Origin of the sequence: Pseudomonas gebzensis, from assembly GCF_034427815.1 — a bacterium.
GTDB lineage: Bacteria > Pseudomonadota > Gammaproteobacteria > Pseudomonadales > Pseudomonadaceae > Aquipseudomonas.
On sequence record NZ_JAXQNS010000006.1, the window covers coordinates 147,027 to 168,124 of the forward strand.

21 protein-coding genes are annotated in these 21,098 nt (G+C 65.2%); 11 read left to right on the top strand and 10 right to left on the bottom strand.

Annotated features, from left to right (window positions below; all coding sequences use genetic code 11):
• Positions 1–379 precede the first annotated feature (379 nt).
• From lpxO to SJI00_RS13355, 4 genes are all read left to right on the top strand, one after another.
• On the top strand, positions 380–1,279 hold the full coding sequence (lpxO, locus tag SJI00_RS13340) for a lipid A hydroxylase LpxO (RefSeq protein WP_322462187.1): 900 nt from the start codon (positions 380–382) through the stop codon (positions 1,277–1,279).
• 112 nt (positions 1,280–1,391) lie between these two features.
• Entirely contained in the window at positions 1,392–1,730 is a 339-nt protein-coding gene (locus SJI00_RS13345; protein ID WP_322462188.1) for a carboxymuconolactone decarboxylase family protein, read from the top strand.
• A 149-nt stretch (positions 1,731–1,879) separates the two neighbouring features.
• Complete coding sequence (locus tag SJI00_RS13350) at positions 1,880–2,446, top strand: GNAT family N-acetyltransferase (RefSeq protein WP_322462189.1); 567 nt, start codon at positions 1,880–1,882, stop codon at positions 2,444–2,446.
• Between the two features lie 157 nt (positions 2,447–2,603).
• Positions 2,604–3,935 carry a DUF7256 domain-containing protein gene (locus SJI00_RS13355; RefSeq protein ID WP_322462190.1) on the top strand — a complete coding sequence of 444 codons (1,332 nt, stop codon included), beginning with the start codon at positions 2,604–2,606 and terminating at the stop codon, positions 3,933–3,935.
• Positions 3,936–4,230: 295 nt separating this feature from the next.
• Here the strand turns inward: SJI00_RS13355 and SJI00_RS13360 are convergent, their stop codons facing one another.
• Positions 4,231–4,428, bottom strand: coding sequence for a hypothetical protein (locus SJI00_RS13360; RefSeq protein WP_416221038.1), 198 nt, complete (start codon positions 4,426–4,428; stop codon positions 4,231–4,233).
• Between the two features lie 457 nt (positions 4,429–4,885).
• Here SJI00_RS13360 and SJI00_RS13365 point away from each other — a divergent pair, with 457 nt between their 5' ends.
• Both SJI00_RS13365 and SJI00_RS13370 read left to right on the top strand, forming a co-directional pair.
• Positions 4,886–6,205 carry an MFS transporter gene (locus SJI00_RS13365; RefSeq protein WP_322462191.1) on the top strand — a complete coding sequence of 440 codons (1,320 nt, stop codon included), beginning with the start codon at positions 4,886–4,888 and terminating at the stop codon, positions 6,203–6,205.
• Positions 6,206–6,310: 105 nt separating this feature from the next.
• Positions 6,311–6,670 (top strand): hypothetical protein, encoded by a 360-nt coding sequence (locus SJI00_RS13370; RefSeq protein WP_322462192.1) that lies wholly within the window; start codon positions 6,311–6,313, stop codon positions 6,668–6,670.
• Positions 6,671–6,955: 285 nt separating this feature from the next.
• On the opposite strand, the gene SJI00_RS13375 is transcribed toward SJI00_RS13370, so the two are convergent.
• The 6 genes from SJI00_RS13375 to SJI00_RS13400 form a co-directional block, all read right to left on the bottom strand.
• Positions 6,956–8,041 carry a DUF1615 domain-containing protein gene (locus tag SJI00_RS13375; RefSeq protein ID WP_416221039.1) on the bottom strand — a complete coding sequence of 362 codons (1,086 nt, stop codon included), beginning with the start codon at positions 8,039–8,041 and terminating at the stop codon, positions 6,956–6,958.
• Positions 8,042–8,166: 125 nt separating this feature from the next.
• A complete protein-coding gene (locus SJI00_RS13380; protein WP_322462193.1) occupies positions 8,167–8,718 on the bottom strand; it encodes a hydrolase in 552 nt (183 codons plus the stop codon).
• 58 nt (positions 8,719–8,776) lie between these two features.
• Complete coding sequence (locus tag SJI00_RS13385; RefSeq protein WP_322462194.1) at positions 8,777–9,496, bottom strand: thioesterase II family protein; 720 nt, start codon at positions 9,494–9,496, stop codon at positions 8,777–8,779.
• A gap of 3 nt (positions 9,497–9,499) precedes the next feature.
• Positions 9,500–9,721 carry an MbtH family protein gene (locus SJI00_RS13390; protein ID WP_322462195.1) on the bottom strand — a complete coding sequence of 74 codons (222 nt, stop codon included), beginning with the start codon at positions 9,719–9,721 and terminating at the stop codon, positions 9,500–9,502.
• A gap of 121 nt (positions 9,722–9,842) precedes the next feature.
• Positions 9,843–10,244 carry a hypothetical protein gene (locus tag SJI00_RS13395; RefSeq protein WP_322462196.1) on the bottom strand — a complete coding sequence of 134 codons (402 nt, stop codon included), beginning with the start codon at positions 10,242–10,244 and terminating at the stop codon, positions 9,843–9,845.
• Between the two features lie 139 nt (positions 10,245–10,383).
• On the bottom strand, positions 10,384–11,094 hold the full coding sequence (locus tag SJI00_RS13400) for an NUDIX hydrolase (protein ID WP_322462197.1): 711 nt from the start codon (positions 11,092–11,094) through the stop codon (positions 10,384–10,386).
• Positions 11,095–11,239: 145 nt separating this feature from the next.
• Here SJI00_RS13400 and SJI00_RS13405 point away from each other — a divergent pair, with 145 nt between their 5' ends.
• The gene (locus SJI00_RS13405; protein WP_322462198.1) at positions 11,240–11,890 is read left to right on the top strand and encodes a nicotinamidase; all 651 of its coding nucleotides are present in this window, start codon (positions 11,240–11,242) and stop codon (positions 11,888–11,890) included.
• Entirely contained in the window at positions 11,887–13,086 is a 1,200-nt protein-coding gene (pncB, locus tag SJI00_RS13410) for a nicotinate phosphoribosyltransferase (protein WP_322462199.1), read from the top strand. Before SJI00_RS13405 ends, pncB begins: the two co-directional genes overlap by 4 nt.
• A gap of 89 nt (positions 13,087–13,175) precedes the next feature.
• On the opposite strand, the gene arfB is transcribed toward pncB, so the two are convergent.
• Together arfB and SJI00_RS13420 are read right to left on the bottom strand one after the other, a co-directional pair.
• Complete coding sequence (gene arfB / locus SJI00_RS13415; protein ID WP_322462200.1) at positions 13,176–13,589, bottom strand: alternative ribosome rescue aminoacyl-tRNA hydrolase ArfB; 414 nt, start codon at positions 13,587–13,589, stop codon at positions 13,176–13,178.
• Between the two features lie 105 nt (positions 13,590–13,694).
• Entirely contained in the window at positions 13,695–15,107 is a 1,413-nt protein-coding gene (locus tag SJI00_RS13420; RefSeq protein ID WP_322462201.1) for an amino acid permease, read from the bottom strand.
• 508 nt (positions 15,108–15,615) lie between these two features.
• On the opposite strand from SJI00_RS13420, the gene SJI00_RS13425 reads away from it, so the two are divergent.
• The gene (locus SJI00_RS13425; protein ID WP_322462202.1) at positions 15,616–17,040 is read left to right on the top strand and encodes an aminotransferase-like domain-containing protein; all 1,425 of its coding nucleotides are present in this window, start codon (positions 15,616–15,618) and stop codon (positions 17,038–17,040) included.
• A 78-nt stretch (positions 17,041–17,118) separates the two neighbouring features.
• Here SJI00_RS13425 and SJI00_RS13430 read toward each other — a convergent pair whose 3' ends face one another.
• Positions 17,119–17,604 carry a cysteine hydrolase family protein gene (locus SJI00_RS13430; protein WP_322462203.1) on the bottom strand — a complete coding sequence of 162 codons (486 nt, stop codon included), beginning with the start codon at positions 17,602–17,604 and terminating at the stop codon, positions 17,119–17,121.
• A 273-nt stretch (positions 17,605–17,877) separates the two neighbouring features.
• Between SJI00_RS13430 and mrdA the strand changes: the two genes are divergently transcribed.
• Together mrdA and SJI00_RS13440 are read left to right on the top strand one after the other, a co-directional pair.
• Positions 17,878–19,770 carry a penicillin-binding protein 2 gene (mrdA, locus tag SJI00_RS13435; RefSeq protein WP_322462365.1) on the top strand — a complete coding sequence of 631 codons (1,893 nt, stop codon included), beginning with the start codon at positions 17,878–17,880 and terminating at the stop codon, positions 19,768–19,770.
• A 256-nt stretch (positions 19,771–20,026) separates the two neighbouring features.
• Positions 20,027–21,040 carry an XdhC family protein gene (locus SJI00_RS13440; RefSeq protein ID WP_322462204.1) on the top strand — a complete coding sequence of 338 codons (1,014 nt, stop codon included), beginning with the start codon at positions 20,027–20,029 and terminating at the stop codon, positions 21,038–21,040.
• Positions 21,041–21,098 lie beyond the last annotated feature (58 nt).

Consider the following 21,098-nt stretch of genomic DNA (forward strand, 5'->3'; position numbering starts at 1 on the left):
AGAGCCGGTCCGATTCAGGCGTCGCGAAAAAGCCGGTATAGGGAGGTTGCAGCTTTGGGTCGGCTGCGCCGCCCATCGCGGCTGAAGCCGCTTCAACAAGGATCAAGCTTGCCAGGCTCCGCAACTCAAACTGTTGTCGGGGCCGGGTGAGCGCCCGTTTGCTGCGACCCAGCGACCCTACGTTCCGACAGCCGTTTTCGGCGCAAGAACGCGGCGCATCCAGGCGCGTGGCACCTGAGCCCGGCAGGCCAACAGGCCCTGGCCGATGGGCCGATTACCGTGCGACCTGATGTAACAGAATGTACAAAGTTCAATCCCCGTTGGTATGCTGATGGGCTTGCGCCATCATTCTGGCCACATCTGTCGATAAGTACCGTCCATGAAAATCGCCCTTGTCCTGATCTTCGTCCTGTCCATCAGCTACGTGCACTTGCGCGGCCGCGTGCGTCACAAGCTGACGCGACAACTGGGCGATCACTCCAGCTTCCTGGCGCCGATCAACAGCTTTCTCTACCTGTTCTCGCGCCACCCCGCCAAACCCTACCTGCCGGTCGAGGCCTTCCCCGAGCTCGCTCCGCTGCAGGCCCATTGGCAGGAAATCCGCGAAGAAGCCCTGCAACTGCTGCACGGCGGTGAGATCAAGAAGTCCGAAAACTACGATGACGTAGGCTTCAACTCGTTCTTCAAGACTGGCTGGAAGCGCTTCTACCTCAAGTGGTACGGCGAAAGCCACCCGTCGGCGGTAAGCCTGTGCCCGCGCACCACCGAGCTGCTGCAAGGCATCGGCACGGTCAAGGCGGCCATGTTCGCCACGCTGCCGCCGGGCGCCAAGCTGGTTCGCCACCGCGACCCGTACGCCGGCTCCTACCGCTACCATCTGGGCCTGGATACCCCTAACGACGACGGCTGCTACATCAACGTCGATGGCGAAAAATATGCGTGGCGCGATGGCGAGGCGGTGATGTTCGACGAGACCTACATCCACTACGCCGCCAACACCACCGAGCACAACCGCATCATTCTGTTCTGTGACGTCGAACGCCCGCTCAAGTACCGCTGGGCCACAGCGTTCAACCGCTGGTTCAGCCGCAATGTCATGGCGGCGGCCGCCGCGCCGAATGATGCCAATGACAAGACCGGCGCCATCAATCGCCTGTTCACCCGCATCTACCGGATTCGCGAGCGCGGCAAGGCGCTGAAAAAGCGCAACCGCACCCGTTACTACCTGGAAAAGTGGTTAGTGGTCGCGGCGCTGGTGTTGCTCTTCATCTACCTCTGAGGCCGGTAGCAGGCCGAAAGTAGCAAGCGTTTACGCCTCAAGGCCCGCCGCGCGCCGTACCCCGCTCGGTTAGCCTCACGGTTCCTGCACAGAACCGACTGAGGTGAAGACCATGAGCATGCTCGACTGGGATGGCTACCGCACACAACTGATGGCGGGCATTGGCGAGCTCCACGAGCTGTCTCCCGACACGGTTGCGGGCTACCTGACCGCCAGCGGCGCGGGGGCCAAGACGCAACACCTGGACGCCAAGACCCGTGAACTGATTTCCCTCGCCGTGGCGGTCACCACCCGCTGCGACGGCTGCATCAGCGTGCATGCCAAGGCAGCCCTGGAACACGGCGCTCGCCGCGAAGAAATCGCCGAGGCGCTCGGCGTGGCGGTGGCCATGAACGCCGGTGCTGCGCTGGTGTATTCAGCCAGGGCACTCGATGCGCTGGGCGAAGCCTGAACCGGCCAGAGACCCTGCCGCGCCCGGCGGCCGAGCCAGCGCTGCATGAACCCTGATGTCACGAGCGACCGCGCTCGACGCCACCAGGCTTGCACCGCGGCCTGGGTCATCACACACTGCGCGGCTCGATCGCACAGGAAAGGTTGCTCATGCACATTCGCCCCATGACGCCGGACGACTTCACGCGTTTCTGGCCCACCTTCCAGGCCGTGGCCCAGGCCCGCGAAACCTACGCCTACGACCCCGAACTGAGCTTCGAGCAGGCGCGCCACCTGTGGCTGGAGCTGCCGATGCACACACTGGTCGCCGAGGACGATGGGCAATTGCTCGGCTCATACTACCTCAAGGCCAACGCCGTCGGACCCGGTTCGCACGTCGGCAACTGTGGCTACATGGTGTGTGAGGCAGCGCGCGGGCGTGGCGTGGCGCGGGCGATGTGCGAGCACTCGCAGAAACTCGCTCGCCAGAGCGGCCTGCTGGCGCTGCAGTTCAATTCGGTGGTGGCGACCAATGAAGTGGCGGTGGCCTTGTGGCACGCCTTGGGCTTCGAGACGGTCGGGCGGCTGCCCAAGGCCTATCGGCATGCCCGCCTGGGGCTGGTCGATTGCCTGGTGATGTACAAGTGGCTGGCCGACGAGCCGGTCACGCAGACCCCGCCCCTGCTCATCGGTCGCAAGAACATCGAAGCCCAGGTATCACGCCGCCGGGGGCGCTGACCGCGGCCACCCGCGCAGGGTGGCGCCGACGCTCGAAAACGCGTCGTCACTCGCGTGTTTTCGCCGCGCGGGCGGCCACCCTCAAGCACTGATCAGCCCCGTACCGCGCCTGTTGCGCTACGCTGTGCAGCGTTTCCTCGCCAGCCATGGAGCCCTCGTGAAGCCCTCGACCCTTGCCACCCTGCGCCCATCATTGCCCATCGACGGGCTGCCCGGTTCACTGCGCACGCTCGCTGCCCAGGCGGATGCCGATGGCTACCTGCCTGACACCTACAAACAAGGCGTACGCATCCGCCTGGAGCGTGGCGGGACGGTGGGCTCGGTGCGCTTTTTCAGCCCGTTCGCCTGCGAGCAGACGATCGAAAGGCTGCACCTGTCGATGCCCTACACGGCGGCGATCGCCGCGCAGCCGCGGCTTGAGCCACTGCCACCCAGCGATGAGCACCGCCCCGAGGAACGCCAATGCCAGATGGTCACCGATGAGGGCCATGAGCTGCGGGTGACCTTTCGTGATGACCTGATCCAGGCCCTGCAGATCAGCCTGCCCAACGCCGTGTACCCCGCCCCGCCCAAGCTGCTGGCCGACCCGAGCCTGACCGTCGCCTACGACCTGTTGCGTGATGCGCAGCGCATGCAGCCCAACGCCCAGCGCGGCACTGAATGGGCCGGCGGCTGGAGCCTGGGCCTGCCGCCCGGCCTGCGCGCCAGCCAATGGCCCATGAGCGAGAGCCTTGGCCACCCGTTGCGCCACGCATTCACCCTGCACGTTCCGCCGCAGTACCGCACCCAGGGTGAAGCCTTGGTGGCGCTGAGCGTGTTCGTCGACGACCAGTTCGAAGAGTTGCCCAGTTGCGACGCCGTTGAGGCGTTCTTCACCGCCCCCTTGAGCGAAACGCCACCTGGCGACCCTGCCTTGCGGGTCCTGTGGCAACACGCCCGTGACCGCCACCCTGGCCGCTTCGACATGCAAGACATCCTCGGCACCCGCTACGCGGTCCTGTGGCTGACCCAGGCCGAGTTCGATGGCGCGCTCTGCGCGCCACCACGCTTGCCGGCCAGCAGCCTGCTGGGGCCGGAACCGGCGTGGCTGACGCAACCGTACCCGACCTATTTCTACGACATGCGCGTGCGCGAGCCCGGCCAGCCACCGGTCGCGCTGCTCGCCGATGCCGGGCTGGAAACGGCGCTGCCCATCCGTGCCCAGGTGCGCGAGGGCGACCCGAATGTCGGCAAGCCGCCGCGCGAGTGGGAACACGAATGCGTGGACAGCGGCTATGTGCCGGCCTTCAGCGAGCAGGCTGAGGGCTTGGACCTGGAGCGTTTCTTCGGCCGCAACCACCTGGGCGGCACGATGATGCCCGAGCAGGGCTACCCTGATTTCGGGCCGCGCTACCTGGGCTGTGAGGAGGATTTCGGCGGTTTCAACTTCGGCGGCGGCACGGCTCAGTTCGACCTGGCGTCGATGCAGGTGGACTGGGCGTGCGGTTGAGCGGCAAGGCTGCCCGCAGGACGTCAACCTGGGTCCCGGTCAAACGCTTGCCCGGACCGAGGCTCTGTCTGAAAAGCCTTGAGACTCGGTGATGCTGCGTTAAAAACAGCCCGCGGGGCCGGCCCTGACCAGGCGTCCCCGACTAGGCGTCCCCACCGTAATGCTCATTGACTCCAGTAAAGCCGAGCGCGACCCCGGCCGTTCCTCGGCGGTTTGTGCGGGGCCGCCATCGGCCTTGCCCAACCTTCGCCCAAGACGTTTCCGACAGAGCCTAAGCCGTGGTCGTCGGGTCTGTTCACAGGTCTTTCTTCATAGCCTTGTCGACAGGCTTGTCGGCCTTGTGCCGCTCTTTGTCCAGATGCTGGGCACCCTTGTCGATTTCCTGGTCATCGTGCTTGACCCCTTTGTCGATTTCCTTGGCATCGTGGTCGACGCCCTTGTCGACTTCACGCACATCGTGACGCACGCCGTCCGCGACATCGCCTTCGGCCATGGACACCGGCGAGCACAGAACGGCTGCCAGTGCCAGCGCAGCAGTGGGCAACAGGTACTTCAGGGTGAACCTCCATCGAGTGAGAACGTGGTCCTTGTTGCTACACCACACACGCTAGTCGACGCCTGACCGATCGGACAGCGCAGCCGGTCGCCTGCGTGCGTCATCCTGTCGCAGCAGAATCTTCTGCTCAATGCCGCCTGCGCCCGTAGAATCCGCTCGGCCTTTTCGTCCAGTCGCCATGAACACTGGCAACCCGTCGCCATGACCCCGTCCTCCTGCGCCGCCTCCGGACCAGGAGCCACCGAACCCGTCCGCTGCCCCCGTGGGCCTGCGGTCGCGTCATGCCTGGTCGCAGACTTTCCCTGGCACTTCGTTGCAACGCTGGCCCTTTCGGGGCAGCGCCGTGCTGCATCGCGAACGAGGCACTCATCGATCTTTCCTGTTTGAGGTACGTATGTCCGTGCGTTTGCTGGGCATGGCGCTGGCGCCATTGCTCGGGTTGTTCATCGTTGCGTTAGGCAACGGTTTCCTGTCTTCCCTGACCACCTTGCGCCTGGGCGAAGCGGGCGAGTCAGCGACGATGATCGGGGTCGTCGCCTCGGCCTATTTCCTCGGCCTCACCCTCGGCGCATTGTTCAACGACCGGTTGATCCTGCGCATCGGCCACATCCGTGCCTACACCTGCTTCGCCTCGTTGATCGCCGCGACCATCCTGCTGCAAGGCCTGTTCGTCGACACCTGGGGCTGGATGGTGCTGCGCCTGATCAACGGCTGGGCCACCGTGGGCGTGTTCCTGGTGATCGAAAGCTGGATGCTGCTGGCCGGTGACGCGAAGATCCGCGGGCGCTTGCTGGCGCTGTACATGATCGCGTTGTATGGCGCCGGCGTGCTCGGCCAGGCCTTTCTCGGCGAGCTGGCGGGCTGGGGCGCTACTGCGCCGTTCATGGTCGCGGGCATGCTGGCGTCGTTGTCGATTCTGCCCATTGGCGTGCTGCCGCGCGTGTCGCCCTTGCTCGATCAGGTCGAACCGCTCAAGCCGCGCCAGTTGCTCAGCGTGACGCCCAGTGGTCTGGTCGGCTGCTTCGGCTCGGGTGTGGCGATTGCGGCGGTGTATTCGCTGCTGCCGCTGTACCTGCAGCGCATCGGCCTGGACACCGGCGAGGTGGGCAGCATGATGGCCTGGGTGATTCTCGGCGCCATGCTGCTGCAGTATCCGGTCGGGCGCTGGTCGGACCGCACCGACCGCCAGGATGTGCTGATCGTGCTCGGCACGCTCTGTGTGCTGCTGTCGGTGGGTATTCTGCTGCTGCCGTCCAGTTCGGAACTGCTGCCGGCGCTGCTGTTTCTGCTCGGCGGTGGGGTCTTTGCGATCTACCCGGTGGCCGTGAGCCACGCTGCCGACCGGGCACCGGCCGATGCCATCGTGCCGATGATCCAGGGCATGTTGCTGATCAACTCGCTAGGCTCGGCGATTGCGCCGCTGATGATCTCGCCGGCCATGACCGCTTACGGCGAAGCCGGGCTGTTCTGGGCCTTTGCCGTGGTCAACCTGGGCATGGTGAGCTTCTTCCTGTGGCGCCGCGGCAAGCGCCCGGCGCCCGAGCACCCGGCGCCGTTTGCACCCTCGGCCACCTTCTCGCCGACCGGTGCCGAGCTGCGTGTGACCGAGGCGTTGATTCACGCAGCGCACGAGCACCCGACCATGGCGGATACGCACTCCCATGCCGATCCCGCTGATGCGGCGCAGGAGGCCGATAAGCCGGCGGCGACGTAACATCCAGTAACCTCGCGCCGGCGACCGTCTGTCGCCGGCCGGGCACCCCACCCCGGTTGGCGCAGCCGAACAGCATGTAAGATCCCTTGCCATCAGGAGATTCACATGATCAGCATTCGCCCGCTTTCCATTGCCCTCGCCCTGAGCTTCGGCCTGGCCTCCACGGCCAGCTTCGCTGCGACTGACATGAACCATGACGCCAGCAAGCCGCACACCGGCACCTCGACCACTCACGGTACTGGGGCTGACACCAGCAGCGGCATGAGCACACCCGGCAGCACCACCCCTGGCACCACTGCAGGGGATGGCAGCAGCGTCAATTCCAACGCCAGCGGCATGAAAAACCACTCGGGTACAGGTTCTGGCACCAATTCCGACTCGGCCACCGGCATGCCGAAGCCGAAAAACAATGATGGCAGCACCAATTCCGTGCCCGGTACTGACAACACCGCGCCCAAGCAGTAAGGCGTGATCGGTGGTGACCCGTGTAAGCGGGTCACGTCGTTGCCAGGCCGCGCGCTCCCCCGCCGCACTTATCCGACTCGCCTCAAGGCCCTCCCCGGTGGATGCGCACCCGATCCCATGGCCGCTCCTCAGCAACGCGATCGCTCACAGGCCACCAAAACAGCCGTTTGCCGTGCTCGGCCGCTGACGCTCAGCAAAGCCACTGCGCGACGCTTCTCAGCGGTCGCGCTTTTCCTGTGCTGTTGATTCCTCGAAACCTCAAGACGCTTGGGTTGCCCAGGCCACTTAACGCTGCATGCAGCGCTGATAACGGCCCTGCACACGCTCTGCAAACCATGCGGTGGTCAGCGTGCGGGTGATCTTCGGACTTTCCAGCACGATCCCCGGCAGCACCGCGCGCGGCAGCGGTTTGCCGGCATTGGCGTCAGCCAGGCCGAAGACGCCGCTGTAGATCGCCGTTTCCTCGAAGGCCAGCTGATCTTCCTGTTCCAGCTGACGCCGAATCTGCGGGTTGCGCAGACCAAGCTTGCCGCCCAGGGTGCGCGCGGCCTGTTCGGTCTTGCCGGGCAGCAGCGCGCCGGGGTTGATCAGGTCACCGTCGAGCGCCAGCCTGGCACCGGTGACACGGCTCAGGGCGGCTTGGAAGGCGGCATTGCGACTGGCGTAGCGACCAGCGTTGAAATCGGCGAAACGGTACAGCGGCGTCGAGTAGTGCGTCGGGTAGTCCAGCAGGTGCGCGATGCCGAAGTACAGACCGCCACGGCGGGTGAAGACTTCATCGCGCAGGGTGCCGCTGTAGGTGTAGGGGTAGTGCTGCGCGTGCTTGTGGGCGAAATCGATGCTGACCTGCATCGGCCCGCCGGTGTGCACGGGATTGAGCCCGGCGAACAGCGTGCGGCCCAGCGGCAGGCCGGCGATCACAGCGTCATACAGCTCGCTCAGCTCGCGCTCGCTGCGCACGGCCAGCAGGCGTTGCTGGTAGGTCTTGCCATTGGCCGAGGTGCTGTTCAACGCGCGATCGACCAGCACGCGCGGGATGTGCAAGCGGCCAGCGCGGCGGTCGATTTCCTCGCGGGCGATGCGGCCCAGCCCAGGCACCTGCGGATCGGCCGTGAAGGTGGATTCCTGCTCGGTGATCGCCAGCACGGCGCACAGGTTGCTTCGATCGGCGCGCAGGCGCTGGGCGCTGAAGGCGGTCTGGATGTCTTCGGCCCAGCCCTGGCGGTCCTTGACCTGGGCCGGCAGCAGGCGTAGCAGCTGTGCGCGTACGGCAGCAGGGTCGGCTTCAGGTTCGGCCGGGGTCTTGTGACCTGCGCAGCCTTGCAGCAGGGCCACAAGCAACAGGCCCGTGGCGTAGCGGCGGCGCCACAGACCGCTCAAGGCGTTCGGCACGCCCGGTAGATCCGCCTTGAGGGCGAGCCTGCCTGCAGCATGGCCAGTGGTTATCGACAGGCCCCGAACCGCATGACCCGCCGCGCTTGCCCCACCCGCGCCGTTCAGGGCTGGTCCCCCACCAGGTAGGTCTTGCTCAAGTGCCGAAACTGCGGGTGGCTGGCGCTGCCCAGCAGCTCGAACAGCACCATCTCGCGGGTCACGATCTGCGCGCCGGCATCGCGCATGCGCGCCAGCCCTGCGGCCTTGTTCGCCGCGCTGCGGCTGTCACAGACGTCTTCGACCACAAACACCTGCTTGCCCAGCGCGCGCAGGCCGAGCACGGTCTGCAGCACACACACGTGGGTTTCCATGCCGCACACGATGAACTGCTCGCGCGCCAGTGCCGTGGCCGGCAGGCAGCCCGCCGCAACACAGGAAAAGTGCTGTTTCTCTACCACCTCGGCTGCCGGTGCTACCGCCAGCAGTTCAGCCAAGGTGTGGCCGAGGCCCTTGGGGTATTGCTCGGAGATCACAGTGGGGACCTCCAACGCCGCACACACGCCCAGCAACCAGCGCGCGCGGGCACGCGTACCCGCCGGCTCGGTCATGGCATCGATGAGCTTTTCCTGGATGTCGACCACCAGCAGTGTGGTCTGGCGTGGATCGATGAGCATGTGGGCGTCCTTAACCTGGAGATCGACCTAGCCTCCCCTAGGTAAAGGACTACGTCAATCAGGCCGAAAGTCGATGCGGCGCGAGCCGGCGAGTCAGCGCGTCCAGTACAGGGTCTTCTTGCTCATGGATGAAGAAATGCCCACCGGCAAACATCTGCAGGTCAAACGGCCCCAGGCTTTCCGTGCCCCAGGCGAGCAATTGTTCCTCATTGGCACGATCCGCCTCGCCGGCTAGCACATACACGGGGCAGCGCAGCGGCGGGCGTTGACGGTAGGTGTAGTGGCCGCACAGGAGGAAATCGGCGCGCAGGATCGGCAAGGTCAGGCTCATCAGCTCCTGATTGGCCAGCACTTCTTCGGGGGTGCCCTGCAGCTCGCGCAGCTCATCGATCAGCTCGGCATCGCTTTTGGGGTCGCGCCAGTGCTTGTCGCCGTAGTCTTCACGGCGCGTGGGCGCCGCAGTACCGCAGGCGAACAGCGCGACCGGCGCCGGACAACCGAGGGCTTGCAGCTCATGGGCCAGCTCGAACGCCAGCAAGGCGCCCAGGCTGTGGCCCAGCAGCGCATAGGGCCCGCTGGCCGCCAGACGTTGCTCACTGGCCAGCTGCCGGGCCAGGGCCTGCAAATCGGTGTGCAGCGCTTCGCCGTAGCGCGCGCCACGCCCTGGCAGCTCCACCGGCCGCACCTGCAGCCAGGCCGGCAGCTTGCGCCGCCAGCGCGCATAGACCATCGCGCTCGCACCGGAGTACGGCAAGCACAGCAGATTCAGGGCTGTCACAGCTTACTGCGCCGCGGTTTCGGCCATCTTCTGGCGCAGGCTCAGTGGGCGCATGTCGGTCCACACCTCGTCGATATAGGCCAGGCACTCCTTCTTGAAGCCGCTCTTGCCCACGGTGCGCCAACCGGCAGGGATCGCTTTGTAGTCGGGCCAGATGGAGTATTGCTCTTCGTGGTTGACCACTACCTGGAACACGATGTCGTCGCGGTCGAATACGGAAGTCATTGCCTGTCTCCTTGAGGGTGAGCCACTGCGCAAGCGCAGGGCAGGTCCTCAAAGAACGTAAGAGCCTTCGGCAAAATTAGTCAGCGGGGTGCTGGGCAAGCCGCTGCGAGGGACAACGCCCTCAGGCGCCGCCCAGCAGGTCGTGCGCATCCAGCAAGCGGTACAGCACCTCAGGGTTGCGCTCCAGGCCGCGGCGGATGGCGGCGGGGATTTCCCGACGAGTCTTGCGGCACAGTCCGGGCTGCGCATCCAGCTCGATGACGATGCCGAGCCGGGTGCGGACCTCGTTGTGGCTGGGGCTGATGTTCAGGCGGATGCCGAGGTTGTCGAGCAGGCGCTGTTGCAGGTGGTAGAGGTCGGCCAGGTCCTTGAGGTTTTCCAGCCGCTGAAGGAGCTTTTGCTCTTCCTGGCGCGTCAGCATCAGGATGCGCTGGGCCGGGGGCGGGCAGTTGGCCAGTTGCTCGCGCCCGCAATCGCAGGCGCCGGGTGGGCAGGGTTGGCGCAACGAAGGGGGGCTGGTCATGGCATCAGCATAGCTTCAAGTGCCCGTCTTTGATGGACTCACGTGGATGGGCCGATTGCCCTGCCCGACAGGCGCCTGTGCTGGGCCCGCGCAGACGGCGCATAACGGGTGGACCACCGACCCCACCCCGCGCCCACCCTCACCCGCCCAGCCCTTCGGGCAACAGGCTGCGCTCGAAGGTAAACAACCCTGGCGCCTGAGGCGTATGCAGGTAGAGCTGCTGCGGCCGCCCGAGCCTGGGCTGATGGCGCTCCCCGGTGTCGCGCACCCAGTCCACTGCCTTCATCCGCTCCAGGCGCTTGCGCAGCGAGGTGTTGTTCACCGGCGCGCCCAGGCAGGCCTGGGTGGCCTGCAGGGCATCGAGCACCGTGAAGCGCTCGGGCAGCAGGTACAGCGGCAGGTTGCTGTACACGGTCTTGGCCGCCAGCCGCTCGCGGGCCAGGCTTACCAGCAAGGTGTGGTCGAACGGCAGCAGCACCTTGCGCTGCAGCACGCTGTTCAGGTCGAAGAAGGCCAGGTCGTCTGCCTGCGGGGCGTTATCGGGGGCGAGCAACGCCAGGTAGTAGGTGCTCAAGGACCAGCCGCGCGGGTCGCGAAAGGCGTTGCCCTCGGTGCCCACCTGCTCCAGGTAGCGCGGCGTGACCCGAGCCTTTTCCTGCAGCGCCCGCTCGGCGGCAGCCGTGAGGCTGTTGTCGGCGGTACGGCCATTGACGATCACCCCGGGCAGCGCCCAATCGCCCTGGTGCGGCGCACGCTCGCGACGCAGCAACAACACCTCCAGGCTCGCGGTGTCGGGCGCCATGCGCAGGGCGATGATGTCGACGCTGGCCAGAACTTCGGCACTGCTCACTGATCTACTCCATTGAAAATTGCTGGCGACATATTCCACTACGAATGCAATCAACCGCAACCCTCATGGCTATATTGAATCCGTACTTGACACACTTAATGCACCAGATGGATTATGTAGCCATTCCCGCACAGGAGTCAGCACCATGAAGATCGCCAGTTTCGATGTCGATGCGCAGAATGGCTTTACCTGCCATGCGCCGGATGAGCTGCCTGTCCCCGGTGGCCACGAGATCGTCCCGGCCCTGAACGCCATGGCCCGCCGCGCCAGCCTGCGCCTGGGCAGCAAGGACGCCCATCCGCGCAATGCCGTCTGGGCCGTGGCAGACCGCGCGCTCATGCTCCAGCCGCTGGACCTGGCGAACGCCGACCTCACGTGGGTCAGCCACTGCGTGCCGGGCACCCCCGGTTTCGAGCTGCTGCCCGGCCTGCCGGCGCCGATCGACTACGACTATTTCGTCTGGAAGGGCGTGGAGCCCGACCTGCATCCCTATGGCGCCTGCTACCACGACCTGGCCGAACGGCGCTCCACTGGCGTGATCGAGTTTCTCAAGGTGCACGGCGTGCAGACCGTCATCGTGGGCGGCCTGGCGTTGGACTACTGCGTCGCCACCACCGCCCGGCAGCTGCGCAGCGCAGGCTTCGAGGTGCTGCTGTACCTGCCGGCCTGCCGTGGCCTGAGCAGCGAGGGCAGCGAGCACGCCTGCACCACCATGGCCGGCAGCGGCATCCAGTTGTGCGCCGACCAGGCCAGCCTTGACCAAGCCCTTACCGATCTGCGGGAGACCCAGCAATGAGCGAGCACATCTTCGGCGACCGTATCGTCCAGAACCTGCTGGACACCGACTTCTACAAGATCACCATGATGCAGGCGGTGCTGCACAACTACCCCAACACCGAGGTGGAGTGGGAGTTTCGCTGCCGCAACAACGAGGATCTCTCGCCCTACCTGGCCGAGATCCGTCATCAGATCGAGCAACTGGCCGAGCTGTCGGTGACCCAGGACCAGCTCGCCTACCTGGAAAAGATTCCGTTCATCAAGCCAGACTTCATTCGCTTCCTCAGCTTGTTCCGCTTCAACCTGCGCTATGTGCATGTCGGCCTGGATGACAGCGGCCAACTGGCCATCCGCATTCGCGGGCCGTGGTTGCACGTGATCCTCTACGAGATCCCGCTGCTGGCAATCGTCTCCGAGGTGCGCAACCGTCAGCGCTACCGCGAGGTGCGCCTGGAGCAGGTCGGCGAGCGGCTGTACGAAAAGCTCGACTGGCTGCGCCAGCAGGCCAGCGACGCGGAACTGGCCGGCCTGCAACTGGCCGACTTCGGCACCCGCCGGCGTTTTTCCTACCCTGTGCAGGAAGAGGTCGTACACATCCTCAAGCGCGATTTTCCTGGCCGCTTCGTCGGCACCAGCAACGTGCACCTGGCCCGCGAGCTTGAACTCAAGCCCATCGGCACCATGGCCCACGAGTGGTTCATGGCCCACCAGCAACTGGGCCCACGCCTGGTCGACAGCCAGGCCGCCGCGCTGGAGTGCTGGGTCCGCGAATACCGCGGCCTGCTCGGCATCGCCCTGACCGACTGCATCACCATGGACGCCTTCATGGGCGACTTCGACCTGTACTTCGCCAAGCTCTTCGACGGCTTGCGCCACGACTCCGGTGATCCGCTGGTCTGGGCCGAAAAAGCCATCGCCCACTACCAACGCTTAGGCATCGACCCGGCGAGCAAGACGCTGATCTTCTCCGACGGCCTGGACTTCGCCAAATCCCTGCAGCTCTACCGCGCCCTGCACGGCCGCATCAACGTCAGCTTTGGCATCGGCACTCAACTCACCTGCGACATCCCCGGCGTGCAGCCGATGAACATGGTGATCAAGATGACCGCCTGCAATGGGGCGCCGGTGGCGAAGATTTCGGACAGCCCAGGGAAGACGCAGTGTCGGGATGAGAACTTTGTGAGTTATTTGCGGCATGTGTTCAACGTGGTGTGAACGAAGATCAGACAGTCATCCGTTGCAACTAGCAGCAGACCTATACGGCTGGCCATTCCAGACGTGCCCGCAACGCTCCACCGCCCGCATTAGAAATCCACCTTCCCCCGCCCGGCCTTGATGGTGCCCCTCTTGGCCTTCCCGTCAAGGCGGCGGGTCTTCGAGCCGAGGGTCGGCTTGGTAGGCCGGCGTTTCTTCTCGATCTTGCCCGCAGCAAGAATCAACTCGGCAAGCCGCGCCAGCGCGTCAGTGCGGTTCTGCTCCTGGGTGCGGTACTGCTGAGCCTTGATGATCAACACGCCGTCGCCGGTGATGCGACTGTCACGCAGCGCCAGCAGCCGCTCCTTGTAGAAGTCGGGTAGCGACGAGGCGCGGATGTCGAAGCGCAGGTGCACGGCACTGGACACCTTGTTGACGTTCTGCCCACCCGCACCTTGTGCGCGGATGTAGGTGAGTTCGATGTCGGCATCCGGCAGATGCACGTTGTTGGAAATGCTAAGCATGGGGAGATCCTGATGAGTGCCGGCATTATCACAGCCTTGCCGCGGCCTGATGAAAAAAACCGCGGTGGCTCTCAGAGCGACCGCGGTCTTTTCATGCAACCAAGGTTAAACCCGCTTGGCGCATCGCTTCTGGTGGATCACACCCATGATCACCACGATCAGCGCCGCCAGCCCGGTCGACACCACGATCGTCTGGTAGTCCTCCATGAACGCCATGGTCACCAACGCGGCAACGATGAAGGCGATGACCAGGTAGGTCAGCCATGGGAACAGCCACATCTTCAGGCGGATCTCACGCCCCTCGGCCAGCAGCTTGCGCCGCATGCGCAGTTGCGAGAAGGCGATCACCAGGTACACCAGCAACGCGATCATGCCCGTGGTGTTCATCAGCAGGTCGAGCACGTCTTTCGGGCGCAGGGTTTCGCTGAAGTTGATCAGCGCGCAGACCACCGCCACGGCGCACGAACCGATGATGGCGAACATCGGCACGCCGGTACCGGTGCGGGTGATCTTGAACAGCCGCGGCGCATCGCCGCGCTTGGCCAGGGAGAAGAGCATGCGCGAGGCGGTGTAATGCCCGGAAATCAGGCAGCTGCTCACCGAGGTCAGCACCACGAAGTTCATCAGCAGCTCGGCATAGGGTACGCCCAGCAGCTCCAGGGTGCGGCGGTAGGCGCCATAGCCCGATTCACCCAGGTGCGGATCGTTCCACGGCACCAGGCAGACGATCAGGAAGATCGAACCCACGTAGAACAGGCACACGCGCCACACCACCGAGTTGGTGGCCTTGACGATCTGCCCGGCCGGGTCCTTGGCTTCGGAGGCGGCAATGGTGACGATTTCTGCACCGAGGAAGGCGAACATCACCCCGAGCAAGGCGCCCACGACCGTGGTGATGCCGTTGGGCATGAAGCCTTCGGCGGTCAGGTGGGTCATGCCGCGCACTTCACCGAACTGCCAGATGTTCATGACCGCAGCGCCGCACACGATCAGGAAGCAGACGATGGCGATCACCTTGATCAAGGCGAACCAGAACTCGAATTCCCCGTAGTGCTTGACGTTGAAGAAGTTCACGGTGATCAGCGACAGCGTGGTGACCAGCACGAATACGTTGACGCTGACGCTGGGGAAGAAGCCGTGCAGAATTTTGCCGGCGACATAGGCTTCCCAGGCCATGAGAATCACCCAGTACCACCAGTACAACCAGCCGATGGTGAAGCCGGCCCAACGGCCAATGGCGCGGTCCGCGTAGGTCGAGAACGAGCCGGTGTCGGGCGATGAGGTGGCCATTTCGCCCAGCATGCGCATGATCAGCACCACCAGGATGCCGCCGGCAAGATAGGCCAGTACCGAGGCCGGGCCGGCGCTGTGGATCACGCTGCCGGAGCCGACGAACAGTGCGCCGCCGATGACACCGGCGATCGACATCATTGTCAGGTGACGCGGCTTGAGCGCAGCGTTGAGCTGGCTTTCAGGCTCCGCGCGGGCGGAAGTGGTGGAGGTGGATGTTGCGTCCATCAGTGGTGTACCCCGTGTTTCTTCTTATCCAAGGAATTGAGTGAGGCCCCGATGGGAACCGGCCTCACCTGTACAGCCGTGCCACTGCACGCAGAACCTCGCACCCTCCCTGGCGGCCTGCTTGCGGGTCGAAGGCGTCAGCCAGCCGACCAACTGAACACGTAAAAAGGCCGAACGCCGGCTAGACTGCAGCACGTTCGGCCTTCACAGGCAGCGGCGTTGCAGCCGTCACCCGTTGATCCTGTGTTGAAACATTCGCAGGTCCGGTGGTGCACCCGACCTGCACATCGCCACGTTTCAGCGCCTGCCCGGTCGACATTCAGCGCGGGCTGTCTGTAGTCCAAAAGCAATCCTCGGCGCTTTGTGTGGCGATATCTGATACCTAATGTAAAAATGTCTGACTCAGAGAGCCATGCACAGCGCAGTGAAATCTGCACTGCACTGTACAGGCCGTCCATGCAGTACACCGCTCCTCGCCCGGTCTTCCGCGCGCCTCCAAGGCCCCGACATGCTTGAACTACGCCCAGACTCCCCGACCCCGCTGGTGAACCAGATCATCGACGGGCTACGTGAGCTGATCGACTCGCACACCCTGAAACCCGGCGCCAAGGTGCCTTCGATCCGAGCGTTTGCTGCCACCTATTCGGTCAGCACCTTCACCGTGGTCGAGGCCTATGACCGACTGGTCGCCCAAGGTGTGCTGACCAGCCGGGGCAACGCTGGCTTCTTCGTCAGCCGTGCAACCACCGAACGCCTGGAAGACACCGTGCGCGGCCGCGACAGCGCGCCGCCCTCGTTCAATGCCGAGTGGTACCTGCAGCAGATCTTCGAAACCCGGCAACTGCCGTTCAAACCCGGCTGCGGCTGGCTGCCCAATGACTGGATGTACGAAGACGGCCTGCGCCGCGGCCTGCGCCAGGTGGCCGGCAGCCCGCTGGAGCTGTCGGGTTATGGCGATCCGCTGGGCTTGCCCGAGCTGCGTACGCTGACCGCGCAGAACCTGCAACAAGAGCTGTCGATCGTCGCCAATCCTGCGCAGCTGATGCTCACCCACGGCGCCAGCCAGGCGCTGGACCTGGCCGTGCGGACCCTGGTGCGCCCGGGCGACGTGGTGCTGGTGGATGATCCCGGCTACCCCAACCTGATGAGCATTCTGCGCTTTCAAGGCGCGACCCTGGTGGGCGTACCGCGCACGCCCAACGGTTATGACCTCGACCACCTTGAGCGCCTGCTGACCGTGCACCGGCCCACGGCCTTCTTCACCCAGCCGCATCTGCACAGCCCCACCTGCTCGCGCACGCCGCTGGCGCAGCTGCACCGGCTGCTGCAGCTGGCCAGCCAGCACGGTTTCCGCCTGATCGAGAACAACCTGTACGCCGACATGATCGCCGAGCCGCAGCCGTGCCTGACCAGCCTCGATCACCTGCAGCAGGTGGTGTATGTGGGCAGCTACTCGAAAAGCATCTCGCCCAACGTGCGGGTCGGCTACCTGCTGGCCAATCCGGACCTGATCCAGCAGTTGCTGACGTTGAAGATGCGCTCGGGCCTGACCACTTCGCAGGTGATGGAGCGGGTGGTGTACTCAGCCGTCATCGACGGGCGTTGGCGCAAGCACCTCAAACGCCTGCGCCAGCGTCTGGCCCAAGCGCATCAAGAGGTGGGCGCGCACTTGCAACGCCTGGGTTTCGAGCTGTTCGTGGAATCGCACGAAGGGATGTACATCTGGACCCGCCACCCTGCCCTGCCCGACAGCGCCGTGCTGCTCGATGAAGCCCTGAGCCACGGCATGATGCTCGGCCCAGGGCAGCTGTTCATGGTAGATGCCCAAGCCACCGGCTGGATGCGCTTCAACGTCGCGTTCAGCACCGCGCCTGAACTGTGGGCACTGTTCGAGCGGCTGCTGGCCAAGCATGTGCGAGTGGTGGGGGCGTAGCGTCGAGGCCGTGTTGGCGGGGGCGTTTCAAACCTCAGCCTATTTGCCTGCAAGGGTCCGCGCCCACGCCATCGATCGCTAACCCGCCGCCTGCAGCGAGGCCAGCACCTCGTCGCGCGTGGTGACCCTTTGCAGATGCTCGGCCCACAATGCCATCCCCGTCTGCCCCGAGCGGTCCAGCCATGAGCCGATGGTCAGGTCGGTCACCAGGGTCGGAGTCAGTCCGGCATCGAACAGGGAAAAGCCCACTGCCAACAGGCCACTGTCCGCGCCAACGCCACACACCAGCACGCGCCCCGGGTTCAGCTCGCGCAGGTGGTCGAGCGCTTCACGGCCCAGCCCGTAGCCATGCTTGACGAACACCCGATCCGCTTCGTGCATGCAATGGTCGCTGGCCGCCGGGTGCCAGCCGGCTTGCTGTTGAAACGGGGTGTGCGCTTCATCGTGCAGGGTCAGCGCACCGAAGGTGAGGATCTGCGCCGACAGGGCCCGCACGCCGTCCACCAGCCATTCTGGCGGCTCGAAGGTGGATTGGACCTGATTGATCAGCAGCACCTGGCGCATCGACGCCCTCCTCGGGCAACGGCAAAAAAGCGCGCAGTATAAACAGCGCGGCCCCTCCCCGCACCCCGCGCCGACGCCTGCACGCCAGCCTCCTCGCTGACCCATGAAACATTGTTCATGCGCCCACGGTGCCCAGCGGCCGGGGCCGATAGCGATGTACCCAGCGCGCATCCGGTCCGTGCCTTGAGCCGCTTGCCGCGCTTGCGTAGCATCCGCACGCTCGCCTCGCTGGCGCTACCCCGCCACACCGAGCCCGTTCAGCCAGAGCCCGCCATGCCCCAGCCCATTCCCCTCAAGGACCAAGCGCGCGAAAAATCGCTGGTCAATCGTCGCCTGCTGGTCTGCGCCGGCATTACCTTGGTACTGGTGGCCGCGCTGGTGGGCCGGCTTTACGTGTTGCAGGTGGTACAGCACGATCAGCAAAGCGCTGTGTCGGAAAACAATCGCGTGCACATGCTGCCGATCGCCCCCGAACGCGGGCTGATCTACGACCGCAACGGTGTCGTGCTGGCCGCCAACCGCCCCAGTTTCAACCTGACCATGACCCGCGAGCGCGCCGGCAATGTGGCCCAGGTACTCGATGAGCTGACCCAGGTGCTGGGGCTCGATACGGACCAGCGCCAGGAGTTCGACAAGGACCTGCGCCGCGGCCGCAAACCCTTCGAGCCGGTGACCTTGATGGTCGGCTTGAGCGAAGAACAGATCGCTCATCTGGCGGTGAATCAGTTCCGCCTGCCAGGGCTGGAGGTGGAGCCGCAGTTCATCCGCGAATACCCGCTGGCCGAGCATTTCGCCCACTCGGTGGGCTATGTGGGACGCATCAACGAGCGTGAAGCCAAGACGCTCGACGCCACCGAATACCGCGGCACCCAGTCGATCGGCAAGACCGGCATCGAACGGTTCTATGAAGACCGTTTGCATGGGCACGTCGGCTACGAGGAAGTCGAAACCAACGCCCAGGGTCGGGTCATGCGGGTGCTCGACCACCGCGACCCGACCCCGGGCGAAGACATCGTGCTGAGCCTGGACGCACACCTGCAGCAGGCCGCCGAGAAGGCCCTGGGTGAGCGCCGTGGCGCACTGGTGGCGCTTGACCCGGGCACCGGCGACATTCTGGCCATGGTCAGCAACCCGAGCTTTGACCCCAACCTGTTCGTCAAGGGCATCAGCTTCAAGCAGTACGCCGCCCTGCGCGATTCCATCGACCGGCCGCTGTTCAACCGCGTGCTGCGCGGCCTGTATGCGCCGGGCTCGACGATCAAGCCCGAAGTGGCCATCGCCGGCCTCGACAGTGGTGTGATCACCCCCTCGAGCCGGGTGTTCGACCCCGGCTATTACGAGTTGCCCAACTACGACCACAAGTACCGCAACTGGAACCGCAGCGGCGACGGCTGGGTGGACTTGTCTGCCGCCATCATGCGGTCCAACGACACCTACTTCTATGACCTGGCACACAAGCTCGGCATCGAGCGCCTGCATGATTACCTGGCCGACTTCGGCCTGGGCCAGAAGGTCTCGCTCGACCTGTTCGAGGAGGCCGCAGGCTTGATGCCCTCGGCCCAATGGAAGCGCGCTACCCGCCGCCAACCGTGGTTCCCGGGTGAAACGCTGATCCTCGGAATCGGCCAGGGCTACATGCAAGTCACCCCGCTGCAACTGGCCCAGGCCACCAGCCTGCTGGCCAGCAAGGGCGCATGGCACCGGCCGCACCTGGCCATGAGCGTGGGCGGCCAGGCCCCGGTCGACCCCAACCCTATGCCCGACATCGTGCTGCACGACCGCAACGCCTGGGAGCAGGTCAACCAGGGCATGCAGCGGGTGATGCACGACCCGCGCGGCATCGCACGCGCTGCGGCCGCCGGGGCGCAGTACCGCATCGCCGGCAAGAGCGGCACTGCGCAGGTAGTAGCGATTCGCCAAGGGGAGCGCTACAACCGTAACAAGACCCTCGAACGCCACCGTGACAATGCCCTGTTCGTCGGCTTCGCCCCGGCTGAGGCGCCGCGCATCGTGGTCGCAGTGATGATCGAGAACGGTGAGGCCGGCGGCCGCGTCGCCGGGCCGGTAGTGCGTGAGGTGATGGACGCCTGGTTGCTGGATGAACAGGGGCATCTGAAAGCACCGGATGCCAGTGCAGCACCGCCAGGCCACGCACCGCACGCCTGAAGGCTGGCGGCTCGCGTGCGAACAGGCTGTGAGCCACGCGATCTGCTCCTGCGCTGCGGTCAAGGACCGCCCCGCTCCACGCAAGGCCCAGGCCGGCCCGCTCAAGCCACGGTGTCGCCCTTTGGGACTCAAGGCGCTTCACAACCGCCCCCGCTGCCGCCCGCACAATAAAAAGGAATCGCCGGCACGCCCGTGCGGTCGAACCGCCATAGGGCACTGTCGCCCGCGCTCTGGCGTTCACTGCGTGAAGGATTTTATGGAAAGCATCGATCTGCTGGTTCTGCGCACTGCCTGTGACTGGCTGGCCAGTGGCGAGCGGGTATTGCTGGCCACTGTGGCGGGGACCTGGGGCTCATCACCACGGCCAGTGGGTTCGATGATGGCCCTGCGTGGCGATGGCCGGGTGGTTGGCAGCGTCTCGGGCGGCTGCATCGAGGACGACCTGATTCAGCGTTACACCCAGGCTCACGGCGGCCCGGGCATGCCCGAGGGGGTCAGCGAGGTCGTGCGCTATGGCGTCAGCGCCGATGAAGCGCACCGTTTCGGCCTGCCTTGCGGCGGCACGCTGGAGCTGGTCCTAGAGTTTCGCCCCGCGCTGGAGGCGCTGCGCCTGCTGCTCACGGAACTGGACGCCGGCCACCTGGTGCAGCGGCGCCTGGACCTCGACACCGGTGCCGTACAACTGAACGTGACCGATCAGCCCGCCGCTGCCGGGCTGCAAGGCCAGGTCATGCACACCACCTTGGGGCCGGGCTATCGGCTGCTGCTCATTGGCGCCGGTGCCCTGGCCGAATACTTGGCCGTGATGGCGTTGTTCAACGGCTTCAAGGTATCGATCTGCGACCCGCGCAGCGAGTACCGCAGCAGCTGGTCGGTGGCCGGCGTCGAGCACCTGGACGGCATGCCCGATGACGTGGTGCGCGCGTTCGCTCCGGACCAGCGCAGCGCCGTGGTGGCCCTCAGCCATGACCCACGGCTGGACGACCTCGCCCTGCTCGAAGCCTTACAGGGCCCGGCGTTTTATATCGGCGCCATTGGTTCGCGGCGCAACTCGCAAAGCCGCCGCGAGCGGCTGATCGAGCATTTCGCCCAGACCGAGGCCTCATTGCAGCGTCTGCACGGCCCCATCGGCCTGCACATCGGCAGCAAGACCCCGGCGGAAATCGCGGTCAGCGTCATGGCCGAGCTGCTGGCCGAGAAAAACGGCGTGGCCCTGCCGGGGGCGGTGCGCGTGGCGGTGGGCAAGCAAATTGCTGAATGCGCGGCCTGAACGGCACCATGGCCAGTGGACGGATTCAGTCGTTGGAAAAATTCGTTAGTTGGCGTGA

What these genes read in the sequence shown, in the direction of transcription:
- lpxO (WP_322462187.1), top strand. Translation starts at nt 380, where the DNA reads ATGAAAATCGCCCTTGTCCTGATCTTCGTCCTGTCCATCAGCTACGTG.
- SJI00_RS13345 (WP_322462188.1), top strand. Translation starts at nt 1,392, where the DNA reads ATGAGCATGCTCGACTGGGATGGCTACCGCACACAACTGATGGCGGGC.
- SJI00_RS13350 (WP_322462189.1), top strand. Translation starts at nt 1,880, where the DNA reads ATGCACATTCGCCCCATGACGCCGGACGACTTCACGCGTTTCTGGCCC.
- SJI00_RS13360 (WP_416221038.1), bottom strand. Translation starts at nt 4,428, where the DNA reads ATGGCCGAAGGCGATGTCGCGGACGGCGTGCGTCACGATGTGCGTGAA.
- SJI00_RS13365 (WP_322462191.1), top strand. Translation starts at nt 4,886, where the DNA reads ATGTCCGTGCGTTTGCTGGGCATGGCGCTGGCGCCATTGCTCGGGTTG.
- SJI00_RS13370 (WP_322462192.1), top strand. Translation starts at nt 6,311, where the DNA reads ATGATCAGCATTCGCCCGCTTTCCATTGCCCTCGCCCTGAGCTTCGGC.
- SJI00_RS13380 (WP_322462193.1), bottom strand. Translation starts at nt 8,718, where the DNA reads ATGCTCATCGATCCACGCCAGACCACACTGCTGGTGGTCGACATCCAG.
- SJI00_RS13390 (WP_322462195.1), bottom strand. Translation starts at nt 9,721, where the DNA reads ATGACTTCCGTATTCGACCGCGACGACATCGTGTTCCAGGTAGTGGTC.
- SJI00_RS13395 (WP_322462196.1), bottom strand. Translation starts at nt 10,244, where the DNA reads ATGACCAGCCCCCCTTCGTTGCGCCAACCCTGCCCACCCGGCGCCTGC.
- SJI00_RS13405 (WP_322462198.1), top strand. Translation starts at nt 11,240, where the DNA reads ATGAAGATCGCCAGTTTCGATGTCGATGCGCAGAATGGCTTTACCTGC.
- pncB (WP_322462199.1), top strand. Translation starts at nt 11,887, where the DNA reads ATGAGCGAGCACATCTTCGGCGACCGTATCGTCCAGAACCTGCTGGAC.
- arfB (WP_322462200.1), bottom strand. Translation starts at nt 13,589, where the DNA reads ATGCTTAGCATTTCCAACAACGTGCATCTGCCGGATGCCGACATCGAA.
- SJI00_RS13420 (WP_322462201.1), bottom strand. Translation starts at nt 15,107, where the DNA reads ATGGACGCAACATCCACCTCCACCACTTCCGCCCGCGCGGAGCCTGAA.
- SJI00_RS13425 (WP_322462202.1), top strand. Translation starts at nt 15,616, where the DNA reads ATGCTTGAACTACGCCCAGACTCCCCGACCCCGCTGGTGAACCAGATC.
- SJI00_RS13430 (WP_322462203.1), bottom strand. Translation starts at nt 17,604, where the DNA reads ATGCGCCAGGTGCTGCTGATCAATCAGGTCCAATCCACCTTCGAGCCG.
- mrdA (WP_322462365.1), top strand. Translation starts at nt 17,878, where the DNA reads ATGCCCCAGCCCATTCCCCTCAAGGACCAAGCGCGCGAAAAATCGCTG.
- SJI00_RS13440 (WP_322462204.1), top strand. Translation starts at nt 20,027, where the DNA reads ATGGAAAGCATCGATCTGCTGGTTCTGCGCACTGCCTGTGACTGGCTG.